Origin of the sequence: Streptomyces griseocarneus (genome assembly GCF_014655595.1) — a bacterium.
GTDB lineage: Bacteria > Actinomycetota > Actinomycetes > Streptomycetales > Streptomycetaceae > Streptomyces > Streptomyces griseocarneus.
The window spans coordinates 236,895-259,306 of sequence record NZ_BNBL01000009.1 but is presented as its reverse complement, the minus strand read 5'-3'; the positions used below and the strand labels follow the sequence as shown (position 1 = coordinate 259,306).

At 72.4% G+C, this 22,412-nt stretch carries 18 protein-coding genes; 16 read left to right on the top strand and 2 right to left on the bottom strand.

The window, feature by feature from the left end:
* Positions 1–173: 173 nt before the first annotated feature.
* Positions 174–728, bottom strand: a complete 555-nt coding sequence (locus IE295_RS23185; protein WP_190065649.1) for a beta-class carbonic anhydrase — start codon at positions 726–728, stop codon at positions 174–176.
* A gap of 308 nt (positions 729–1,036) precedes the next feature.
* Here IE295_RS23185 and rsmH point away from each other — a divergent pair, with 308 nt between their 5' ends.
* The 16 genes from rsmH to IE295_RS23105 all read left to right on the top strand — a co-directional run bounded on the left by rsmH (position 1,037) and on the right by IE295_RS23105 (position 19,084).
* Positions 1,037–1,996 carry a 16S rRNA (cytosine(1402)-N(4))-methyltransferase RsmH gene (gene rsmH / locus IE295_RS23180; protein ID WP_190065648.1) on the top strand — a complete coding sequence of 320 codons (960 nt, stop codon included), beginning with the start codon at positions 1,037–1,039 and terminating at the stop codon, positions 1,994–1,996.
* Positions 1,993–2,631 carry a cell division protein FtsL gene (gene ftsL, locus IE295_RS23175; RefSeq protein ID WP_190065647.1) on the top strand — a complete coding sequence of 213 codons (639 nt, stop codon included), beginning with the start codon at positions 1,993–1,995 and terminating at the stop codon, positions 2,629–2,631. Before rsmH ends, ftsL begins: the two co-directional genes overlap by 4 nt.
* Before the next feature lie 8 nt (positions 2,632–2,639).
* Positions 2,640–4,541 (top strand): peptidoglycan D,D-transpeptidase FtsI family protein, encoded by a 1,902-nt coding sequence (locus tag IE295_RS23170; RefSeq protein WP_190065646.1) that lies wholly within the window; start codon positions 2,640–2,642, stop codon positions 4,539–4,541.
* Between the two features lie 12 nt (positions 4,542–4,553).
* Positions 4,554–6,254 (top strand): UDP-N-acetylmuramoyl-L-alanyl-D-glutamate--2,6-diaminopimelate ligase, encoded by a 1,701-nt coding sequence (locus IE295_RS23165; protein WP_190065645.1) that lies wholly within the window; start codon positions 4,554–4,556, stop codon positions 6,252–6,254.
* A 65-nt stretch (positions 6,255–6,319) separates the two neighbouring features.
* Positions 6,320–7,741, top strand: a complete 1,422-nt coding sequence (locus IE295_RS23160) for a UDP-N-acetylmuramoyl-tripeptide--D-alanyl-D-alanine ligase (RefSeq protein WP_190065644.1) — start codon at positions 6,320–6,322, stop codon at positions 7,739–7,741.
* Positions 7,741–8,805: a phospho-N-acetylmuramoyl-pentapeptide-transferase gene (gene mraY, locus IE295_RS23155; protein ID WP_190065643.1), complete on the top strand. Its 1,065-nt coding sequence runs from the start codon at positions 7,741–7,743 to the stop codon at positions 8,803–8,805. The genes IE295_RS23160 and mraY overlap by 1 nt, the downstream gene beginning before the upstream one ends.
* Complete coding sequence (gene murD / locus IE295_RS23150; protein WP_224322870.1) at positions 8,802–10,229, top strand: UDP-N-acetylmuramoyl-L-alanine--D-glutamate ligase; 1,428 nt, start codon at positions 8,802–8,804, stop codon at positions 10,227–10,229. Before mraY ends, murD begins: the two co-directional genes overlap by 4 nt.
* A gap of 76 nt (positions 10,230–10,305) precedes the next feature.
* A complete protein-coding gene (gene ftsW / locus IE295_RS23145; protein ID WP_224322869.1) occupies positions 10,306–11,700 on the top strand; it encodes a putative lipid II flippase FtsW in 1,395 nt (464 codons plus the stop codon).
* Positions 11,701–11,706: 6 nt separating this feature from the next.
* On the top strand, positions 11,707–12,801 hold the full coding sequence (gene murG, locus IE295_RS23140; RefSeq protein WP_190065641.1) for an undecaprenyldiphospho-muramoylpentapeptide beta-N-acetylglucosaminyltransferase: 1,095 nt from the start codon (positions 11,707–11,709) through the stop codon (positions 12,799–12,801).
* A gap of 28 nt (positions 12,802–12,829) precedes the next feature.
* Complete coding sequence (locus tag IE295_RS23135; RefSeq protein WP_190065640.1) at positions 12,830–13,711, top strand: cell division protein FtsQ/DivIB; 882 nt, start codon at positions 12,830–12,832, stop codon at positions 13,709–13,711.
* 240 nt (positions 13,712–13,951) lie between these two features.
* On the top strand, positions 13,952–15,202 hold the full coding sequence (ftsZ, locus tag IE295_RS23130; protein WP_190065639.1) for a cell division protein FtsZ: 1,251 nt from the start codon (positions 13,952–13,954) through the stop codon (positions 15,200–15,202).
* A gap of 77 nt (positions 15,203–15,279) precedes the next feature.
* On the top strand, positions 15,280–15,999 hold the full coding sequence (gene pgeF / locus IE295_RS23125) for a peptidoglycan editing factor PgeF (RefSeq protein ID WP_190065731.1): 720 nt from the start codon (positions 15,280–15,282) through the stop codon (positions 15,997–15,999).
* A gap of 3 nt (positions 16,000–16,002) precedes the next feature.
* Positions 16,003–16,731 carry a YggS family pyridoxal phosphate-dependent enzyme gene (locus IE295_RS23120; protein WP_190065638.1) on the top strand — a complete coding sequence of 243 codons (729 nt, stop codon included), beginning with the start codon at positions 16,003–16,005 and terminating at the stop codon, positions 16,729–16,731.
* 121 nt (positions 16,732–16,852) lie between these two features.
* Positions 16,853–17,461 carry a cell division protein SepF gene (locus IE295_RS23115; RefSeq protein ID WP_086567467.1) on the top strand — a complete coding sequence of 203 codons (609 nt, stop codon included), beginning with the start codon at positions 16,853–16,855 and terminating at the stop codon, positions 17,459–17,461.
* Between the two features lie 71 nt (positions 17,462–17,532).
* Complete coding sequence (locus IE295_RS23110; protein WP_086567466.1) at positions 17,533–17,817, top strand: YggT family protein; 285 nt, start codon at positions 17,533–17,535, stop codon at positions 17,815–17,817.
* 61 nt (positions 17,818–17,878) lie between these two features.
* Positions 17,879–19,084: a DivIVA domain-containing protein gene (locus IE295_RS23105; protein WP_190065637.1), complete on the top strand. Its 1,206-nt coding sequence runs from the start codon at positions 17,879–17,881 to the stop codon at positions 19,082–19,084.
* A gap of 158 nt (positions 19,085–19,242) precedes the next feature.
* Here the strand turns inward: IE295_RS23105 and ileS are convergent, their stop codons facing one another.
* On the bottom strand, positions 19,243–22,377 hold the full coding sequence (ileS, locus tag IE295_RS23100) for an isoleucine--tRNA ligase (protein WP_190065636.1): 3,135 nt from the start codon (positions 22,375–22,377) through the stop codon (positions 19,243–19,245).
* Between the last annotated feature and the right edge of the window lie 35 nt (positions 22,378–22,412).

Genomic DNA, 22,412 nt, shown 5'->3' with positions numbered 1-22,412 from the left:
GGCATGATCCGACGGGTCACGGACCGCCCCCCTCCCAGCGTGGACACCGCGCCCGCGATCACGGAGGCGGCGTCCTACGCATTCTGTCCGTCCGCGGCGGTTCCCGTCACCGCCTGTGGACAACTCGTCCGGTCACCCGGGGAGGGGGCCGCCGCGGCGGCGGCCCCCGTGGGTCACGGCCGCGGGTCGATCTCCCGCAGCCGGCCGGTGGTGACGTCGAAGACGAAGCCGCGCACGTCGTCGCGGTGGGGCAGGAAGGGGGACGTCCGCACGCGCTGCATGGACTGGCGCACGTCCTGGTCGAGGTCCTTGAACGCCTCGACCGCCCAGGCCGGCCGCTGGCCGACCTCGGCCTCGATCTCGTGGCGGAAGTCCTCGGTGAGGTTGAGCAGGCCGCAGCCGGTGTGGTGGATCAGTACGACCGACCGGGTGCCCAGCGCGCGCTGGCTGATGGTGAGCGAACGGATGATGTCGTCGGTGACCACGCCGCCCGCGTTGCGGATGGTGTGGCAGTCGCCCAGCTCCAGGCCGAGCGCCGCGTGCAGGTCCAGACGGGCGTCCATACAGGCCACGATCGCGACCTTGAGCACCGGCCGGGCGTCCATGCCCGGGTCGCGGAAGGAGGAGGCGTACTTGGCATTGGCCTCGACCAGATGGTCGGTAACCGTGGGTTCGGCGTGCTCGGCGTCGGAGCTGCGCTTTTGCGGCTGGGGCGCGGATATCGGCATAGGGATGAAGGTAGTCGCCGGGCGGCCGCGGCGCACGCGCGGAGTGACGCGCCTGGTGGTTGGTTGACCGAGGGGACGAGTGGACTAAAGTGGCGCGAAGTGGGAGGCGTGACGCTCCCCTTGGAACCGAAGAAGAACACCACGTGCGCGCGGGTGCGCACGTGCCCCTCGGCCTCCTCCCGCTCCCGGTCGCCCGGCGCCGTTTCCCCGGTGCCGAAGCGGCCGCTTCCCCTTCGAGCGGGCGGGGACCCGGTGGCGCGTGCCGCCGACGCGCGGGGCCTGCCTCCCCGTAACTCTCAGAAGGGCGCATGAGCAGCAACGCGCGACACGTCCCCGTCATGCTCCAGCGCTGCCTGGACATGCTCGCTCCCGCTCTCACCGAGCCCGGCGCGGTCGTCGTCGACTGCACGCTGGGTGCCGGCGGGCACAGCGAGGCGCTGCTCAAGGCGTTCCCCGAGGCCCGCCTCGTCGCCCTGGACCGCGACCCCACCGCCCTGAAGCTCGCCGGCGAGCGGCTCGCCCCCTTCGGCGAGCGCGCCACGCTGGTGCGGGCGGTCTACCACGAGCTGCCCGAGGTGCTCGAGCGCCTCGGCATCCCGCGCGTGCAGGGCGTCCTCTTCGACCTCGGCGTGTCGTCCATGCAGCTCGACGAGGCCGACCGCGGCTTCGCCTACGCCCAGGACGCGCCGCTGGACATGCGCATGGACCAGACCACCGGCATCAGCGCCGCCGAGGTCCTCAACACCTACCCGCCGGGCGAGCTGGTGCGCATCCTGCGCGCCTACGGCGAGGAGAAGCAGGCCAAGCGGATCGTCTCGGCCGTCGTCCGCGAGCGCGAGAAGGAACCCTTCAGCAACAGCGCCCGGCTCGTCGAGCTGATCCGCGACGCCCTGCCGCAGGCCGCCAAGCGCACCGGCGGCAACCCCGCCAAGCGCACCTTCCAGGCCCTGCGCATCGAGGTCAACGCCGAGCTGGCCAGCGTGGAGGCCGCCATCCCCGCCGCCGTCGCCTCGCTCGCGGTCGGCGGCCGGATCGCCGTGCTGTCGTACCAGTCGCTGGAGGACCGCATCGTCAAGGGCGTCTTCGCGGCGGGCGCCGCCACCACCGCGCCGCCCGGGCTGCCCGTCGTGCCCGAGCGCTACCAGCCCCGGCTGAAGCTGCTCACGCGCGGCGCCGAGCTGCCCACCGAGGAGGAGATCGCCGAGAACCGGCGGGCGGCCCCCGCCCGGCTGCGCGGCGCCGAGCGCATCCGCGAGGACATCCCGTGACCCCGGCCGCCCGCCGGGGCACCCGGCTGGCCCGGCTGCTGCCGGCCGGGGCCGCGGGCGCCCGGCGCACCCCCTTCGTCCTGCTGGTCGTGGTGCTGCTGGGCTCCGGGCTGATCTCGCTGCTGCTGCTGAACTCCTCCCTCAACCAGGGGTCCTTCGAGCTGAGCAGGCTGCAGCGCAAGACCACCGAGCTGACCGACGAGCAGCAGGCGCTGCAGCAGGAGGTCGACCGGCTGGCCGCCCCCGACGCGCTCGAGCGCCGCGCCCGTGACCTGGGCATGATCCCCGGCGGCAGCCCCGCCTTCCTCAACCCCGACGGCACCGTCAGCGGCATCCCCGCCCCCGCCGGCGCCGACGCCCCGGCCGACCCGGCCGCCTATGTCGGCCCCGCGCAGCCGCCGCGCGCACCGGAGGCCGAGCCTCCCGCCGATGTGCACGCCCCGGCCGAGCCGCCGGCCGCCGCGGCCCCCTCGCCGGCCGAGCCGCAGCCCGCCGCCGTCCCGCCCGTGCCCGTACCCCCGGCGGCCGTACGGCCCCCGGCCCCCGCGGGCCCCGCCGCCACCCGCGCGCCGGCGCCCCCCGTTCCGGCCCTCCCCCCGGTCCCAGCGGCCGGGCACCCCGAACAGGTCAGGTAGGTGAGGTCGTGACGGCGCCCAGGCAGCCCCGCCGCCCGGTACCCGGGCCCGCGCGCCCCGCCGCGCGGCCCGCACGCCCCCGGCCCGGGGCGCAGGCCCTCAGGCTCGGCAGCCCCCGGCCCCGGCTGCGCATGATCGGCGTGGGCCTCACCCTGGTCCTGCTGGTCTTCACCGTCCGGCTGCTGCAGGTGCAGGCCGTCGACGCCGGCGCCTACGCGGCCCGCGCCAACCTCAACCGCTACATCCCCGTCACCCTGGCCGCCGAGCGCGGCGCCATCACCGACCGGTCCGGCATCGACCTGGCCACCACCGTCGACGCCTACGACATCACCGCCGCCCCCGACCTGCTCACCCTCGAGCGGATCAAGGCCGAGGGCGCCCCGCGGCTGGCCGCCGAGCTGCTCTCCCCGGTGCTGGGGGAGCCGGTCGCGACGCTGGAGCAGAAGCTCACCGCCAACCCCAAGTCGAAGTACGTGGTGCTCGCCCGCCGCCAGACCCCCCAGGTCTGGAAGAAGATCACCCAGCTGAAGAAGGCCCAGGCCGACAGGGTGGCCCGCAAGCAGGGCGTGAACGTCCTCGCGGGCGTCAACCGCGAGTCCCACAGCAAGCGCGTCTACCCCAACGGCGATCTGGCCGCCGGGCTGCTGGGCTTCGTCAACGCCGAGGGCCAGGGCGGCGGCGGCCTGGAGGCCCAGCTGAACAAGGAGCTGGCGGGCAAGGAGGGCAAGCGCGTCTACGCCCAGTCCGGCGGCCGCCAGGTGCCCACTGGGGACGTCAAGGAACAGGCCGCGGTGCCCGGCTCCGACGTCGAGCTGACCATCGACCGCGACATCCAGTGGGCCGCGCAGAACGCCATCGCCCGCCAGGTGGAGGAGTCCGGCGCGGACCGCGGCTACGTCGTCGTCCAGGACACCCGCAGCGGCGAGATCCTGGCCATGGCCAACGCCCCCGGCTTCAACCCCAACGAGCTCGCCCGGGCCGACGGCGCCGCCATGGGCAACTTCGCCCTCCAGGACGCCTACGAGCCCGGCAGCGTCAGCAAGGTCATGACCATGGCCGCCGTCCTCGAGGAGGGCGTGGCCACGCCCTCCACCCACGTCGAGGTGCCCAACCGGCTGCCGCGCGCCGACCGCGCGTTCGCCGACGACGTCGACCACCCCACCTGGCACCTCACCCTCAACGGCGTGCTCGCCAAGTCCAGCAACATCGGCACGATCCTGGCCAGCGAGCAGCTCGGCAAGAGCCGCGCCGAGGCCAACGAGGTCCTCTACACCTACTTGCGGAAGTTCGGCATCGGCCGCGCCACCGGCCTCGGCTTCCCCGGCGAGACGCCCGGCATCCTCGCCAAGCCGCAGGAGTGGAAGTCCTCGCGGCCGTACACCATCCCCTTCGGCCAGGGCCTGTCCCTGAACGCCGTGCAGGCCGCGTCCGTGTACTCCACCATCGCCGGCGGCGGCGAGCGCGTACAGCCCTCGCTGGTGCGCGGCACCAAGGGCCCCGACGGCCGCTTCACCGCCGCGCCCGCCCCGCCGCGCACCCGGGTGATCAGCGAGAAGACCGCCCGGCAGCTCACCGAGATGCTGGAGTCGGTCGTCGACGACCAGGAGGGCACCGGCACCAAGGCGAAGATCCCGGGCTACCGGGTGGCCGGCAAGACCGGCACCTCCAACCGGGTGGACCCCGAGACCGGCCGCTACCACGGCTACACCGCCTCCTTCGCCGGCTTCGCCCCCGCCGACCAGCCCCGGATCACCGTCTACTGCGCCATCCAGAACCCCACCCAGGGAAGCTACTTCGGCGGCCAGATCTGCGGACCGGTCTACAAGCAGGTCATGGAGTTCGCGCTGAAGACCCTCCAGGTGCCGCCGTCGGGCTCGCAGCCGCCCCGGCTGCCGGTGAGCTACGAGTGAGCCGGGTCCGCCGTGACGACGATCACTCCGGATCCGGGGAACCGCGGCCCGGCGGGCCCCTCGCTTCGCGACGAGGCGGGTACGCCCGGTACGCTCACCGCCGTGCCCCACGCTGATCAGTCCCACACCACCTCCCAGGACGCCCCTGCCGCGCACCCGGGAGCGCCCCGCCCCACCCGGGTCGACCCCGTGCCCCTCACGGAGCTGGCCGGTCAGCTGGGCATCCCCGCGCCCCAGGGCGCGCCCGAGGCGCGCGTCACCGGCATCACCCACGACTCGCGGGCCGTGCGCCCCGGCGACGTCTACGCCGCGCTGCCGGGCGCCCGCTTCCACGGCGCCGACTTCGCGGCCCAGGCCGCGGACCGCGGCGCGGCCGCCGTGCTCACCGACCCGGCGGGCGCCGAGCGCGCCGCCGCCACCGGGCTGCCCGTGCTGACCGTGGACGACCCGCGCGGCCGGATGGGCGCCCTGGCCGCCACGATCTACGGCCGGCCCGGCGGCGAGCTGCTCCAGATCGGCATCACCGGAACCTCCGGCAAGACCACCACCGCCTACCTCATCGAGGGCGGCCTGCGGGCCCTGGCCGGGCCCACGGGCCTGATCGGCACGGTGGAGTCCCGCATCGGCGACGAGCGGATCAAGTCGGAGCGCACCACCCCCGAGGCCACGGACCTGCAGGCGCTCTTCGCCGTGATGCGCGAGCGCGGCGTGCGCTCGGTCGCCATGGAGGTCTCCAGCCACGCCCTGCGGCTCGGCCGCGTCGACGGCTGCGTCTTCGACGTCGCCGTCTTCAACAACCTCAGCCCGGAGCACATGGAGTTCCACTCGGGCATGGAGGACTACTTCGCCGCCAAGGCGGAGCTGTTCACCAAGGAGCGCAGCCGCCTGGGCGTGGTGAACGCCGACGACGAGTACGGCCGCCGGCTCGCCCGCGGCGAGTCCGAGGTCCCGGTGATCACCTTCTCCGCCGAGGGCCGCGAGGACGCCGACTGGCGCGCGGTGGACGTCGAGATCGGCCCGTTCGACTCGACCTTCACGGTGCTGGGCCCCGAGGGCCGGTCCGTGACCGCCCGGGCGCCGCTCGCCGGCCCCTTCAACGTCGCCAACGCCCTCGCCGCCATCGTCGCCCTCGTCGCCGCGGGCGCCGACCCGCAGGCCGCCGCCGACGGCGTCGCGTCCGTCCCCGGCGTGCCCGGCCGGCTCGAGCGCGTCGACGCCGGCCAGCCCTACCTGGCCGTGGTCGACTACGCCCACAAGACGGACGCCGTCGAATCGGTTCTCCGCGCCCTGCGCGCGGTCGGCACGGGCCGCATCCACGCCGTCCTCGGCTGCGGCGGCGACCGCGACACCACCAAGCGCGCCCCCATGGGGGCGGCGCTGGCCCGCGGCGCCGACACGGCCGTACTGACCTCCGACAACCCCCGCTCCGAGGACCCGCTCGCGATCCTCGCCACCATGCTCGCGGGCGCCGCCGAGGTGCCCGCCGCCGAGCGCGGCGCCGTCCTCCTGCTGGAGGACCGCGCCGCCGCCATCGCCGCCGCCGTCGCCCGCGCCGAGCCCGGCGACACCGTCCTGGTCCTGGGCAAGGGCCACGAGCAGGGCCAGGACATCGCCGGAGTGGTACGCCCCTTCGACGACCGCCAGGTGCTGCGCGAGGCCATCGAGGCCGCGCGGCTGCGTGTGTCGACCAAGCACCGGAACGACCAGGGATGACAGACCGCCATGCGCGCACAACCCTCCCCCCGGCAGCCCTCCCCAGCGGCAGGAGGTGACCTGCGGTGATCGCCCTGTCCCTCGCCGAGATCACCGCCATCGTCGGCGGGCAGCAGCACGACATACCGGACCCGGCCGCCCGGGTCACCGGACCCGTCGTGATCGACTCCCGTGAGGTGCGGACCGGCAGCCTCTTCGTCGCCTTCGCCGGCGAACGCGTCGACGGCCACGACTTCGCCGGGCGCGCGGTCGCCGCGGGCGCGACGGCCGTGCTGGCCGCCCGTCCCGTCGGCGTTCCCGCCATCGTCGTCGACGACGTCGAGCGGGCGCTGGGCGCCCTGGCCCGCGCCGTCGTCGAACGGCTCGGCACCACGGTCGTCGCGCTGACCGGCTCGGCCGGCAAGACCAGCACCAAGGACCTGATCGCGCAGCTGCTGGAGCGCCTCGGGGACACCGTGTGGCCGCCCGGCTCCCTCAACAACGAGATCGGCCTGCCGCTGACCGCGCTGCGCGCCACCGAGGACACCCGGCACCTCGTCCTGGAGATGGGCGCCCGCGGCATCGGCCACATCCGCTACCTCGCCGAGCTCACCCCGCCGCGCATCGGCGTGGTCCTCAACGTCGGCACCGCCCACATCGGCGAGTTCGGCGGCCGTGAGCAGATCGCGCTGGCCAAGGGCGAGCTGGCCGAGGCGCTGCCCGCCGCGGCCGAGGGCGGCGTCGCCGTGCTCAACGCCGACGACCCGCTGGTGCGGGCCATGAGCGAGCGCACCAAGGCCCGCACGGTCCTGTTCGGCGAGGCCGCCGACGCCCACGTCCGCGCGGAGAACGTCCGCCTGGACGGCGCCGGGCTGCCCTCGTTCACGCTTCACACACCCACCGGGTGCGCTGACGTGACCATGCGGCTGTACGGTGAGCACCACGTGTCGAACGCGCTCGCCGCGGCCGCCGTCGCCCATGAGCTGGGCATGCCCGTCCACGAGATCGCCTCCGCGCTCTCCGCGGCGGGTCAGCTCTCGCGCTGGCGCATGGAGGTCACCGAGCGCGCGGACGGCGTGACGATCGTCAACGACGCCTACAACGCGAACCCCGACTCCATGCGAGCGGCGCTGCGCGCGCTGGTCGCGATGGGCGAAGCCGCCCGGGCTAGGGGCGGACGTACGTGGGCAGTACTCGGTCAGATGGCCGAGCTGGGCGGGGAGTCACTCGCCGAGCACGACGCTGTCGGGCGGCTCGCCGTCCGGCTCAACGTCAGCAAGCTCGTGGCAGTCGGGGGCAGGGAAGCGGCCTGGCTGCGGATGGGCGCCTATAACGAGGGTTCGTGGGGTGAGGAGTCGGTGCACGTGTCCGACGCGCAGGCGGCGGTCGACCTGTTGCGCAGCGAGCTGCGCCCGGGAGACGTCGTACTGGTGAAGGCGTCCAGGTCGGTGGGGCTGGAGCGGGTGGCCGAGCAGCTGCTCGCCGTCGACGGTGAGGTCGCCGGCTGATGAACCAGATCCTCTTCGCGGGTGTCATCGGTCTGTTCCTGACCCTCATCGGCACCCCGCTGCTGATCAAGTTCCTCGCCCGCAAGGGCTACGGCCAGTTCATCCGCGACGACGGCCCGCGCGGCCACGCCGGCAAGAAGGGCACGCCCACCATGGGCGGCATCGCCTTCATCCTGGCGACGCTCATCGCGTACGCCGTGACGAAGGTGATCACCAGCAAGGAGCCGACGACGTCGGGTCTGCTGGTGCTGTTCCTGACCGCCGGCATGGGCCTGGTCGGCTTCCTCGACGACTACATCAAGATCGTCAAGCAGCGGAGCCTGGGCCTGCGCGCCAAGGCCAAGATGGCCGGCCAGCTGATCGTCGGCATCGCCTTCGCGGTGCTCGCGCTGCAGTTCGCCGACACCCGGGGCCAGACTCCGGCCTCCACGCGGCTGTCCTTCACCCAGGACTTCGGCTGGTCCGTCGGCCCCGTGATCTTCGTGATCTGGGCGCTGTTCATGATCCTCGCGATGTCGAACGGCGTGAACCTCACCGACGGCCTCGACGGCCTGGCCACCGGCGCCTCGGTGATGGTCTTCGGCGCGTACGTCTTCATCGGCACCTGGCAGCACGGCCAGTCCTGCGGCAACCCGCTGACCGCGGGCGCCTCCTGCTACGAGGTGCGCGACCCGCTCGACCTCGCCGTCGTCGCCTCGGCCCTGATGGGCTCCTGCTTCGGCTTCCTGTGGTGGAACACCTCGCCCGCCAAGATCTTCATGGGTGACACCGGCTCGCTCGCCCTCGGCGGCGCGCTCGCGGGTCTGGCCATCTGCTCCCGCACCGAGCTGCTGCTCGCGCTGCTGGGCGGCCTGTTCGTCCTGATCACCATGTCCGTGGTGATCCAGGTCGGTTCCTTCCGCCTCACCGGGAAGCGCGTCTTCCGGATGGCTCCGCTGCAGCACCACTTCGAACTCAAGGGGTGGAGCGAGGTCCTTGTGGTGGTCCGCTTCTGGATCATCCAGGGCCTGTGCGTGGCCGTCGGACTCGGAATCTTCTACGCCGGATGGTTGGCCATCAAGTGAGTTCCCAGAGCTGGAACGGCAAGCACATCACCGTCGCCGGCCTCGGCGTGAGCGGCGTCAGCGCCGCCCGCGCCCTGGCCGGCCTCGGCGCGCGGGTGACCGTCGTCGACGGCGGCGACAGCCAGGCGCTGCGCGAGCGCGCGGCGACCTTGGAGGAGGGCGGGATCACCGTCCGCCTCGCCGACGCGGACACCCTGCCCGAGGGCACCGACCTCGTCGTCACCTCGCCCGGCTGGAAGCCGGAGAGCCCGCTCTTCGCGGCCGCCGCCGAGGCGGGCGTGGAGGTCGTCGGCGACGTGGAGATCGCCTGGCAGCTGCGCGACGAGACGTCCGCGCCCTGGCTCGCGGTCACCGGCACCAACGGCAAGACCACCACGGTGCAGATGCTGGCCTCCATCCTGGAGGCCGCCGGCCTGCGCACCGCGGCCGTCGGCAACATCGGCACGCCGATCATCGACGTGGTGCTCAGCGACCAGCCGTACGACGTGCTCGCCGTCGAGCTCTCCAGCTACCAGCTGCACTGGGCGCCCTCGCTGCGCGCCCACTCCGCGGCCGTGCTCAACCTCGCGCCCGACCACCTCGACTGGCACGGCTCCATGCGGGCCTACGCCGCCGACAAGGGCCGGATCTACGAGGGCAACACGGTCGCCTGCGTCTACAACGTCGAGGACCCGCGCACCGAGCACCTGGTCCGCGAGGCCGACGTCGAGGAGGGCTGCCGGGCCATCGGCTTCACCCTCGGCGCCCCCGGCCCGTCCATGCTCGGCGTGGTCGACGGCCTGCTCGTCGACCGGGCCTTCGTGGAGAACCGCCACCAGCAGGCGCAGGAGCTCGCCGAGGTCTCCGACATCACGCCCGCGGCCCCCCACAACATCGCCAACGCCCTCGCCGCCGCCGCGCTCGCCCGCGCCTTCGGCGTGGAGGCCTCGGCGGTGCGGGACGGCCTGCGCGCCTTCCGGCCGGACGCCCACCGCATCGCCCACGTCGCCGACGTCGACGGCGTCGCCTACGTGGACGACTCCAAGGCCACCAACACCCACGCCGCCCAGGCATCGCTGGCCGCCTACGAGTCGATCGTGTGGATCGCGGGCGGCCTGGCCAAGGGCGCCACGTTCGACGAGCTGGTCACCGCCTCCGCGAAGCGGCTGCGCGGCGCCGTCCTGATCGGGGCCGACCGGGCGCTGATCAGGGAAGCGCTGGCGCGACACGCCCCGGATGTGCCGGTGGTGGACCTCGAGCGGACCGACACTGGGGCGATGGCCGCGGCGGTGCGGGAGGCGGCACGGCTCGCCCGTCCCGGGGACACCGTGCTGATGGCCCCGGCGTGTGCCTCGATGGACATGTTCACCAACTACAACAAGCGCGGCGAGGCCTTCGCCGAGGCGGTACGGGCCCTGGCCGCCGGCCGCACCGCGGCCGAGTAGCCGCAGGTCCCCGCCCCGGCGACCGGCCCGTCGGCCCGGCCGGCCGGCGCGGGAGACCAGCGAAGGGGAAACCCGGATGCACGCGGACGACATCGTGAGGCCGCCCATCGCGCGGCGGCTGGGGCTGACGGCCCTGCGGGGCCCCGTGGCGCGCTCCCGGCCCGTCCGGGCACCCCGCCCGGCGGGCCGCGGCTTCGCCGGCGGCCGTACGCCCGGGCGGCCGCCCCGGGGCGGCCAGCGCGGCCTGCGGGGGCTGCACGCCCGCGCCCGGCGCGCCTGGGACCGGCCGCTGACCGCGTACTACCTGGTCCTCGGCGGCTCCATGCTGATCATCGTGCTCGGCCTGGTGATGGTCTACTCCGCCTCCCAGATCAAGGCGCTGCAGAACGGCCTGGCGCCCAGCTACTTCTTCCGCAAGCAGCTGCTGGCCGCCGCCATCGGCGCCGTCCTGCTGCTGGCGGCCGCCCGGACGCCCGTGCGGTTGCTGCGCGCGCTGGCCTACCCGCTGCTGGCGGCCTCGGTCTTCCTGCTGTGCATGGTCCAGATGCCCGGCATCGGCGAGACGATCAACGGCAACACCAACTGGATCTCCCTCGGCGGCCCCTTCCAGCTCCAGCCCAGCGAGTTCGCCAAGCTGGCGCTGGTGCTGTGGGGCGCCGACCTGCTGGCCCGCAAGCAGTCCAAGAAGCTGCTGGGGCAGTGGAAGCACCTGCTGGTGCCGCTGGTGCCGGTGACCTTCCTGCTGCTCGGCCTGATCATGCTCGGCGGCGACATGGGCACCACGGTCGTCCTGACCACGGTGCTGCTGGGCCTGCTGTGGATCGCCGGTGCCCCCACCCGGCTCTTCGCCGGGGTGTTCGGCGTCACCGCCGCCCTGGCCGTACTCTTCATCAAGACCAGCGCCAACCGCATGTCCCGCCTGGAGTGCATCGGCGCCACGGACCCGGGCGCCAACGATCAGTGCTGGCAGGCCGTGCACGGGATCTACGCCCTGGCCAACGGCGGCTGGTTCGGCGCAGGCCTGGGGGCCAGTGTGGAGAAATGGGGCGAACTCCCCGAACCCCACACCGACTTCATCTTCGCCATCACCGGCGAGGAACTGGGCCTGGCGGGGACGCTGTCGGTCCTCGCCCTGTTCGCGGCTCTAGGCTATGCGGGTATCCGCGTGGCCGGACGCACGGAGGACCCCTTCGTGAGGTACGCCGCGGGAGGTGTGACCACCTGGATCACGGCCCAGGCCGTGGTCAACATCGGTGCGGTGCTCGGCCTGCTGCCGATCGCCGGTGTCCCGCTCCCGCTGTTCTCCTACGGAGGGTCCGCCCTGCTGCCGACCATGTTCGCCATCGGGCTCCTGATCGCCTTCGCGCGCGACGAACCCGGTGCGCGGGCGGCACTGGCCATGCGGCAGCCTGGGGTGAGATGGAAGACGATGAGACGGCGCGTCAAGAAGCGACCGTCCGGAGAGCGGTGAATTTCGGTGCATGTCGTACTCGCCGGCGGGGGGACCGCCGGCCACATCGAGCCCGCGCTCGCCCTCGCGGACGCCCTGCGCAGGCAGGACCCGACCGTGGGGATCACGGCGCTCGGCACGGAGCGGGGCCTGGAGACCCGGCTCGTGCCCGAGCGGGGCTATGAGCTGGGCCTGATTCCGGCCGTGCCGCTGCCCCGCAAGCCCACCCCGGAGCTGATCACCGTCCCCGGGCGGCTGCGCGGCACCATCAAGGCGGCCGAGCAGATCCTGGAGCGCACGCGGGCCGACTGCGTGGTCGGCTTCGGCGGCTACGTGGCGCTGCCCGGCTACCTGGCCGCCAAGCGGCTCGGCGTGCCGATCATCGTCCACGAGGCCAACGCCCGCCCCGGCCTGGCCAACAAGATCGGCTCGCGCTACGCGGCGGGCGTGGCGGTGAGCACCCCCGACAGCAAGCTGCGCAACGCCCGCTACGTGGGCATCCCGCTGCGCCGCACCATCGCCACCCTGGACCGGGCGGCCGTCCGCCCCGAGGCGCGGGCCGCCTTCGGGCTCGACCCCAACCTGCCGACGCTGCTGGTCTCCGGCGGCTCGCAGGGCGCCCGCAGGCTGAACGAGGTCGTCCAGACCGTCGCCCCGCTGCTGCAGCGCTCCGGCATCCAGATCCTGCACGCGGTCGGTCCGAAGAACGACCTGCCGCACGCGGACAACATGCCCGGAATGCCGCCTTATATCCCGGTATCGTATGTAGACCGGATGGATCTCGCGTACGCCGCGGCCGACATGATGCTCTGCCGCGCGGGCGCGATGACCGTCGCGGAGCTGTCCGCCGTCGGCCTGCCGGCGGCCTACGTCCCGCTGCCGATCGGCAACGGCGAGCAGCGGCTCAACGCCCAGCCGGTGGTCAAGGCGGGCGGCGGCCTGCTGGTCGACGACGCCGAGCTGACCCCCGAATGGGTGCAGAACCAGGTGGTCCCGGTGCTGTCCAACCCGCACCGGCTGTACGAGATGTCCCGGGCCGCCGCCGAGTTCGGCCGACGGGACGCCGACGAGCTGCTGGTCGGCATGGTGTACGAGGCGATTGCCGCACACAGAGCGGGCTGACGGCCCGTAGAGGCAGGAGGCTGGGAGCGTGGCCGGACCGACGACCGCCCGGCGCGGTGGCGAGAAGAGCGCGAAGTCGACATCGTCCCGAACGTCCAAGAGGTCGAAGTCGTCCCGGACCGCGCTCCCGCCGTCCCGTCCGCGCCGCCCGGGCGGTGGCCCCCGTGCGGGGCGCCCGGGCGGCTCCCGGCCCCTCAGACGCCCGCCCAGGCGGCGCACGCTCCTGCTGTGGGGGGCGCTCGCCGTCATGGTGGGCGCGGGCGCCTGGTGGGCGCTCTACGGCTCCACCTGGCTGCGCGTCACCCACGTGGACGTCAGCGGGAACTCCGTGCTGACGGCCGGTGAGGTCCGCGAGGCCGCCAAGGTGCCGCTCGGCGAACCCCTGGTCTCCGTGGACACCGACGCCATCGGCGAGCGGCTGCGGACCCGGCTGCGGCGGATCGGCGCGGTGGACGTCGTCCGGTCCTGGCCGCACGGAATCGGTCTGAAAGTGACAGAACGCCAGCCCAAAGCCCTCCTCGAAAGGGGCGGGAAGTTCATCGAAATCGACGGCGCCGGCGTGCGGTTCGCCACAGTCGATCATGCCCTGAAGGGCGTCCCGCGGCTGGTGATGGAGATCCCGGACGACTCGGCCAGCGCCCGGCGGTTCGGCACCGCCCGGCTCGAGGGCGCCGCCGTCCAGGTCCTGACCTCCCTGCCCGGCCCGGTCCGCAAGGACACCCTGGCCGTGCGCGTACGGTCCTACGACGCCATCACGGTGGAGCTGACGGGGGGTCGGAGCATCACCTGGGGCAGCTCCGAACGGGGCGAGCAGAAGGCCCGCACGCTCACCGCCCTGCTCAGGGCCGCGGGGGGCGCGAAACGGTTCGACGTGAGCGCTCCGGGCGCCCCGGCGGTGTCAGGGAGTTGACGCCGTTCCAGATCGGCCAGCACCCTGGTTGGCTACGGCTATGGGTGATCACATAGGGTGAAAAGAAAAACGGGAGGTTCGGCGTGTTCGTTGAAGCCGCGCCGCTTGTCGACTTAGTGTCCTGCTTCAGAGAACCCACGGAACAGTGACACCGGTAACCCTAAACTTCAACGTTAGGGTTCGGGTCGGCATTGAGAACCGCCCCCAGGCATACGTAACTCGAGGCGAGAGGCCTTCGACGTGGCAGCACCGCAGAACTACCTCGCAGTCATCAAGGTCGTCGGCATCGGCGGCGGTGGCGTCAACGCCATCAACCGGATGATCGAGGTCGGTCTCAAGGGCGTCGAGTTCATCGCGATCAACACCGATGCACAGGCCCTGCTGATGAGCGACGCCGACGTGAAACTCGACGTCGGTCGTGAACTCACCCGCGGCCTCGGCGCCGGCGCGAACCCCGATGTCGGCCGCAAGGCGGCCGAGGACCACCGCGAGGAGATCGAGGAGGTCCTCAAGGGGGCCGACATGGTCTTCGTCACCGCCGGCGAGGGCGGCGGCACCGGCACCGGCGGCGCGCCCGTCGTGGCCAACATCGCCCGCTCGCTGGGCGCCCTGACGATCGGTGTGGTCACCCGCCCGTTCACCTTCGAGGGCAGGCGCCGTGCGAACCAGGCCGAGGACGGCATCGCCAGCCTGCGCGACGAGGTCGACACGCTCATCGTCATCCCCAACGACCGGCTGCTGTCCATCTCGGACCGCCAGGTGAGCGTGCTCGACGCGTTCAAGTCGGCCGACCAGGTCCTGCTGTCCGGTGTCCAGGGCATCACCGACCTGATCACCACCCCGGGCCTGATCAACCTCGACTTCGCCGACGTCAAGTCCGTGATGTCCGAGGCGGGCTCGGCCCTCATGGGCATCGGCTCGGCCCGCGGCGACGACCGCGCGGTGGCCGCGGCCGAGATGGCGATCTCCTCGCCGCTGCTGGAGGCGTCCATCGACGGCGCCCGCGGCGTGCTGCTCTCCATCTCCGGCGGCTCCGACCTCGGTCTCTTCGAGATCAACGAGGCGGCGCAGCTGGTCAGCGAGGCCGCCCACCCCGAGGCCAACATCATCTTCGGTGCCGTCATCGACGACGCGCTGGGCGACGAGGTCCGGGTCACGGTCATCGCGGCGGGCTTCGACGGCGGCCAGCCGCCGGCCAAGGGCAGCCGCGACAAGGTCCTCGGCGGCTCGTCCTCCTACGGCTCCGGCCGCGAGGACGGCGGCTCGGCCGCCACGGCCGCGAGCCGTCCGGCCGTCACCGCGCAGGAGCCCTCGCGCCCGTCGTTCGGCGGGCTGGGCAACGTGACCCCGCGCACCGAGGAGCCCGTGGGCGACCCGGCCCCGGTCGCCGAGGTCCCGCCGCCCCCGGTCGCCTCCCCCCAGGTCCCGCCGGCCCGTCCGTACCAGGACTCGACCGCCGAGGAACTGGACGTTCCCGACTTCTTGAAGTGACACGGCACGACGTGACACAGCACGAAGTGATCCCCGTGATAGGGAATCCCGCCCCGCACCGGCGGGGCGTCCCCGACGTGGCACACGCGAGCGGCGCCCACTTCGCCTTCACCGACAGGTGGGGCGGGGTGAGCGCCGCTCCGCATGCGGAGCTCAACCTCGGCGGCGCGGTCGGCGACGACCCCGAGGCCGTACGGACCAACCGCGCCCGGGCCGCCCGGGCGCTCGGCATCGACGCGGCCTCCGTCGTCTGGATGAACCAGGTGCACGGCAAGGACGTCGCGGTGGTGGACGGACCGTGGCAAACCGGTGAGATTCCGGCGGTCGACGCGCTGGTGACGGCGCGTCGGGGGCTGGCGCTCGCGGTGCTGACCGCCGACTGCACCCCGGTCCTGCTGGCCGACCCGGTCGCCGGGATCGCGGGAGCCGCGCACGCCGGACGCCCGGGCCTGCTGGCCGGGGTCGTCCCGGCGGTGGTCGGGGAGATGCTCCGGCTCGGCGCCGAGCCGGACCGGATCCTCGCCCACATCGGCCCCTCCGTCTGCGGACCGTGCTACGAGGTGCCCGAGGCCATGCGCGCCGAGGTCGCCGAGGCGGTGCCGGAGGCCTGGGCCACCACCCGCCGGGGCACCCCCGCCCTCGACATCGCGGGCGGGGTCCGCGCCCAGCTCGGCCGGCTGGGGGTCGCCGTTGCCGGCGCCTCCGCGGTCTGCACGCTGGAGTCGGCGGACCACTTCTCCTACCGGCGCGAGCACACCACCGGCCGGCTCGCGAGTTACGTCTGGCTGGACGGCTGATCTGTGACGGACCGTAGAACCCAATTGGCGGACAACCTCGCCCGCGTGGAGGAACGTATCTCCGCGGCGTGCGCGGCGGCGGGCCGGGAGCGCGACGAGGTCACCCTCATCGTGGTCACCAAGACCTACCCCGCGAGCGACGTGCGGATCCTCGCCGAGCTGGGGGTGCGTCACGTCGCCGAGAACCGCGACCAGGACGCCGCCCCCAAGGCGGCCGAGTGCTCGGATCTGCCCCTTACCTGGCACTTCGTCGGTCAGTTGCAGACAAACAAGGTCCGGTCGGTGGTGAATTACGCCGGTCTGGTGCACTCAGTTGACCGGAACAGACTGGTGACCGCCCTGTCCGCGGCGGCCGTCAAGGCCGGCCGGGCCGAACAGGAGCTCGGCTGCCTGATCCAGGTCGCGCTGGACGCCGAGTCGGGAGGCCGCGGCGAGCGTGGCGGCGTCGCTCCCGACGGAGTGCTGGAGCTGGCCGACGTGATCGCCAAGGCGGAAGGGCTCCGGCCCGCCGGGCTCATGACGGTCGCTCCGCTGGTCGGCCCGTACGCGGGCAGACCCCGGGCGGCATTCGACCGACTGATGGAAATCGCAACGGACCTGCGCGGGGCTCATCCGACTGCGAACATGGTGTCAGCAGGGATGAGCGCGGATCTCGAGGACGCGGTGGCGGCCGGTGCGACACATGTACGTGTCGGCTCAGCGGTACTCGGAGTCCGACCCCGGCTCGGGTAACGTCGCCAGGAAGTCGGACCACAGCAGAAAATATGGTCATTCCCGTCAAAAGGCGGGCGGACCACGTGGATCCGGGCGCCTTTGACGGAGCCGATCCACCACAGAGCGGAGGACGCAGAGAATGGCCGGCGCGATGCGCAAGATGGCGGTCTACCTCGGCCTCGTGGAGGACGATGGGTACGACGGCCCGGGGTTCGACCCCGACGACGAGTTCGAGCCCGAGCCGGAGCCGGATCGGCGCCGGCAGCACCAAGCGCACCAAGCACAACAGACGCAATCGGACGAACCGGTTCGAGTCGCCCAGCCGCCCGCGCAGCGCGAACCCGCTCCGCTCGTAGCGGAAACGGGACGACCCGCCCGAATCGCCCCCGTGTCGTCCATCACACCCGAACGCCACTCTCTGGAGAAGAACGCACCGGTGATCATGCCCAAGGTTGTGTCCGAGCGGGAGCCCTACCGCATCACGACATTGCACCCCCGGACCTACAACGAGGCCCGTACCATCGGGGAACACTTCCGCGAAGGTACCCCGGTGATCATGAATCTCACGGAGATGGACGACACTGACGCGAAGCGACTCGTCGACTTCGCGGCCGGTCTCGTCTTCGGTCTGCACGGGAGTATCGAGCGGGTGACACAGAAGGTGTTCCTGCTGTCTCCTGCTAACGTCGATGTCACGGCGGAGGACAAGGCCCGCATCGCAGAGGGTGGGTTCTTCAACCAGAGCTGAGACGCAACACCGGGCAATCCGGACAACGGCCGGTCAGGCCGAGTACGAGCAAGGGGAGAGGGAAGCGCGAGATGGGCATCGCACAGCAGGTGATCTACATCGCGCTGTACTGCTTCCTGATCGTGCTGATCTTCCGACTGGTGATGGATTACGTCTTCCAGTTCGCCCGCTCATGGCAACCCGGTAAGGCGATGGTGGTCCTCCTGGAGGCCACCTACACTGTCACCGATCCGCCACTCAAGCTTCTGCGGCGGGTCATCCCGCCGCTGCGTCTCGGGGGCGTAGCGCTCGACCTGTCCTTCTTCGTACTGATGATCATCGTCTACATCCTGATCACCGTCGTGAGCCGGCTGTGAACGCGGCTGTGAACGATACGGTCTTGCCGATTGCCGACGACTACGTTGAGGTGAAGAAGAGATGCCGCTGAGCCCCGAGGACGTGCGGAACAAGCAGTTCACGACCGTCCGCCTCCGAGAAGGCTATGACGAGGACGAGGTCGATGCCTTTCTCGACGAGGTCGAGGCCGAACTGACCCGCCTGCTCCGGGAGAACGAGGACCTGCGCGCCAAGCTGGCCGCCGCCACGCGTGCCGCCGCGCAGAACCAGCAGCAGGCCATGCGCAAGCCCGAGCCGCAGGACCAGCGACCCGGCGCTCCGGTGCCCGCCGCCATATCGGGCCCGCAGCCGGTGCCGCCGAACCAGCAGCAGATGGGCGGCCCGCCGCAGCTTCCGGGCGGTGCCCCGCAGCTGCCGGCCGGCCCCGGCGGCCACGGCCACGGTCCCCAGGGCCCGCACGGACCCGGCCCGATGGGACAGAACGGTCCGATGGGCGGCCCCATGGGCGGACCCATGGGACAGAACGGACCCATGGGGCAGAACCCCATGCAGCAGAACGGTCCGATGGGGCAGAACCCCATGCAGCAGAACGGTCCGATGGGTGGCAACCCCCAGCTGCCGCAGCCGGGCCAGGGCGGTCCGGGTGGCGACAGTGCGGCCCGTGTCCTCTCGCTCGCGCAGCAGACGGCCGACCAGGCGATCGCGGAGGCCCGTTCCGAGGCCAACAAGATCGTCGGCGAGGCCCGCAGCCGCGCCGAGGGTCTGGAGCGGGACGCCCGTGCCAAGGCGGACGCCCTGGAGCGGGACGCGCAGGAGAAGCACCGCGTCGCGATGGGCTCCCTGGAGTCCGCCCGCGCCACGCTGGAGCGCAAGGTCGAGGACCTGCGCGGCTTCGAGCGCGAGTACCGCACGCGCCTGAAGTCCTACCTGGAGAGCCAGCTGCGTCAGCTGGAGAACCAGGCGGACGACTCGCTGGCCCCGCCGCGCACCCCCGCGACGGCGTCGCTGCCGCCGGCCCCCTCCATGAGCGGGTCGATGGCCTCGGCCGGTGCGGGCATGGGCGGCCACTCCATGGGAGGCAACTCCATGGGTGGTAACTCCATGGGCGGCAACCAGACCATGGGCGGCCACGGCGGTCCGTCGACGGGTGCCCCGTCGTACGGCGGCCAGCAGCAGATGTCGCCGGCGATGACCCAGCCGATGGCACCGGTGCGGCCGCAGGGCCCGCAGCCGATGCAGGCGCCGTCGCCGATGCGTGGCTTCCTGATCGACGAGGACGACAACTGACGGCCGCGTAGTCGTCGGCATCAATGGGCCGGGCCCCTGGGTGATCCCAGGGGCCCGGCCCATTTGCACGCCCGCGCCTCCGGTGGGGGATGCGGCATGGGATCCGGCATGGGAAAAGCCCCCCGGCGCGGTGCGCCGGGGGGCTTTCACCCGTCTGCTTACGCCTTACGGAGGCGGAACGTCAGTCCGAGGCCCTCGTCGGTGAAGGGCTCGCCGTACGTGGCGTCGGCATCGCCGGTCGCGAAGTCCGTCGCCAGGACCTCGTCCGCGATGAGCGACGCGTGCTCGGTCAGAGCGGTCACCGTCTCCTCGTCGGCGGAGGTCCACCGCAGCGCGATCCGGTCGGCCACGTCCAGGCCGCTGTTCTTGCGGGCCTCCTGGATCAGGCGGATCGCGTCACGGGCCAGGCCCGCGCGCCGCAGCTCCGGGGTGATCTCCAGGTCGAGCGCCACGGTCGCGCCGGAGTCGGAGGCGACCGACCAGCCCTCGCGCGGCGTCTCGGTGATGATCACCTCGTCCGGGGCGAGGGCGACCGTCTCGCCGTCGACCTCGACGGAGGCGTTGCCCTCGCGCAGCGCCAGCGACAGCGCCGCCGCGTCGGCCGCGGCGACCGCCTTGGCCACCGCCTGGACGCCCTTGCCGAAGCGCTTGCCCAGGGCACGGAAGTTGGCCTTGGCCGTGGTGTCGACCAGCGAGCCGCCCACCTCGGAGAGGGAGGCGAGCGAGGAGACGTTGAGCTCCTCGGCGATCTGCGCGCGCAGCTCCTCGCCGAGCGTCTCGAAGCCGGCCGCGGCGACCAGCGCGCGCGACAGCGGCTGGCGCGTCTTGACGCCGGACTCGGCGCGCGTGGCGCGGCCCAGCTCGACCAGGCGGCGGACCAGCAGCATCTGCTGGGACAGCGCCGGGTCGATCAGCGAGGCGTCGGCCTTCGGCCAGGTGGCCAGGTGGACCGACTCCGGGGCCTGCGGGTCGACCGGGACGATCAGGTCCTGCCACACCCGCTCGGTGATGAACGGCACCAGCGGCGCCATCAGCCGCGTGACGGTCTCGACGACCTCGTGCAGCGTGCGCAGCGCGGCCGCGTCGCCCTGCCAGAACCGGCGGCGCGAGCGGCGCACGTACCAGTTGGACAGGTCGTCGACGAAGGACGACAGCAGCTTGCCGGCGCGCTGGGTGTCGTAGGCCTCCATGGCCTGGGTGACCTGGTCGGTCAGGGCGTTCAGCTCGCTGAGCAGCCAGCGGTCGATCAGGGGCCGCCCGGCCGGGGCCGGGTCGGACGCGGACGGCGCCCAGCCGGACGTACGGGCGTAGAGGGCCTGGAAGGCGACCGTGTTCCAGTAGGTGAGGAGCGTCTTGCGGACGACCTCCTGGATCGTGCCGTGGCCGACGCGGCGCGCGGCCCAGGGGGAGCCGCCGGCCGCCATGAACCAGCGGACGGCGTCGGCGCCGTGCTGGTCCATCAGCGGGATGGGCTGGAGGATGTTGCCCAGGTGCTTGGACATCTTCCGGCCGTCCTCGGCGAGGATGTGGCCCAGGCAGACGACGTTCTCGTAGCTCGACTTGTCGAAGACGAGCGTGCCGACGGCCATCAGGGTGTAGAACCAGCCACGGGTCTGGTCGATGGCCTCGGAGATGAACTGCGCGGGGTAGCGCTGCTCGAAGAGCTCCTTGTTCTTGTACGGGTAGCCCCACTGGGCGAACGGCATCGAACCGGAGTCGTACCAGGCGTCGATGACCTCGGGCACCCGGACGGCGGTGTGCGAGCAGCCGTCGGCGGTGCAGGTGAAGGTGACGTCGTCGATGTACGGGCGGTGCGGGTCCAGCGCGCTCTGGTCGGTGCCGGTCAGCTCGGAGAGCTCGGCCAGCGAGCCGACGCAGGTGAGGTGGTTCTCCTCGCAGCGCCAGATGGGCAGCGGGGTGCCCCAGTAGCGGTTGCGGGAGAGCGCCCAGTCGATGTTGTTGTTCAGCCAGTCGCCGAAGCGGCCGTGCTTGACCGACTCGGGGAACCAGTTGGTCTTCTCGTTCTCCTCGAGCAGCCGGTCCTTGATCGCGGTGGTGCGGATGTACCAGGACGGCTGGGCGTAGTAGAGGAGCGCGGTGTGGCAGCGCCAGCAGTGGGGGTAGCTGTGCTCGTAGGCCACGTGCTTGAAGAGCAGGCCGCGCTCGGAGAGGTCGGCGACGAGCTTCTCGTCGGCCTTCTTGAAGAACTGGCCGCCGACGAGGTCGAGGCCCTCCTCGAAGGTGCCGTCGGGGCGGACCGGGTTGACGACCGGGAGGCCGTAGGCGCGGCAGGTCCTGAGGTCGTCCTCACCGAAGGCCGGGGCCTGGTGGACCAGACCGGTGCCGTCCTCGGTGGTGACGTACTCGGCGTTGACGACGAAGTTGGCGCCCTCCAGCTCGACGAGGTCGAACGGGCGGCGGTAGGCCCAGCGCTCCATCTCGCGGCCGGTGAAGGTCTGGCCGGTGGCCGTCCAGCCCTCGCCGAGGGCCTTCTCGAGCAGGGGCTCGGCGACGACCAGCTTTTCGTTGCCGTCGGTGGCCACGACGTAGGTGACGTCGGGGTGCGCGGCGGCGGCCGTGTTGGAGACCAGGGTCCAGGGGGTGGTCGTCCACACCAGCAGCGAGGCCTCGCCCGCGAGCGGGCCGGAGGTCAGCGGGAAGCGGACGAAGACGGACGGGTCGACGACCGTCTCGTAGCCCTGCGCCAGCTCGTGGTCCGACAGGCCGGTGCCGCAGCGGGGGCACCAGGGGGCCACGCGGTGGTCCTGGACCAGCAGGCCCTTGTTGAAGATCTCCTTCAGCGACCACCAGACGCTCTGGACGTACTCGGGGTCCATGGTGCGGTAGGCGTCGTCGAGGTCGACCCAGTAGCCCATGCGGGTGGTGAGCTCGGCGAACGCGTCCGTGTGGCGGGTGACGGACTCGCGGCACTTCGCGTTGAACTCGGCGATGCCGTACTTCTCGATGTCCTGCTTGCCGGAGAAGCCGAGCTCCTTCTCGACGGCGAGCTCGACGGGCAGGCCGTGGCAGTCCCAGCCGGCCTTGCGGCCGACGTGGTAGCCCTGCATGGTGCGGAAGCGGGGGAAGACGTCCTTGAAGACGCGGGCCTCGATGTGGTGCGCACCCGGCATGCCGTTGGCGGTCGGCGGGCCCTCGTAGAAGACCCACTCGGGGCGGCCCTCGGACTGCTCGAGGGTGCGGGCGAAGGTCTTGCTCTCACGCCAGAACTCGAGCACGGCGTGCTCGAGGGCGGGCAGGTCGACCTGTGCGGGTACCTGGCGGTACTGCGTCATCGGCTTCCTCCGGCGGAACGTCATTGCGCTGTCCG

What these genes read in the sequence shown, in the direction of transcription:
- IE295_RS23185 (WP_190065649.1), bottom strand. Translation starts at nt 728, where the DNA reads ATGCCGATATCCGCGCCCCAGCCGCAAAAGCGCAGCTCCGACGCCGAG.
- rsmH (WP_190065648.1), top strand. Translation starts at nt 1,037, where the DNA reads ATGAGCAGCAACGCGCGACACGTCCCCGTCATGCTCCAGCGCTGCCTG.
- mraY (WP_190065643.1), top strand. Translation starts at nt 7,741, where the DNA reads ATGAACCAGATCCTCTTCGCGGGTGTCATCGGTCTGTTCCTGACCCTC.
- ftsW (WP_224322869.1), top strand. Translation starts at nt 10,306, where the DNA reads ATGCACGCGGACGACATCGTGAGGCCGCCCATCGCGCGGCGGCTGGGG.
- IE295_RS23115 (WP_086567467.1), top strand. Translation starts at nt 16,853, where the DNA reads ATGGCCGGCGCGATGCGCAAGATGGCGGTCTACCTCGGCCTCGTGGAG.
- IE295_RS23110 (WP_086567466.1), top strand. Translation starts at nt 17,533, where the DNA reads ATGGGCATCGCACAGCAGGTGATCTACATCGCGCTGTACTGCTTCCTG.
- IE295_RS23105 (WP_190065637.1), top strand. Translation starts at nt 17,879, where the DNA reads ATGCCGCTGAGCCCCGAGGACGTGCGGAACAAGCAGTTCACGACCGTC.
- ileS (WP_190065636.1), bottom strand. Translation starts at nt 22,377, where the DNA reads ATGACGCAGTACCGCCAGGTACCCGCACAGGTCGACCTGCCCGCCCTC.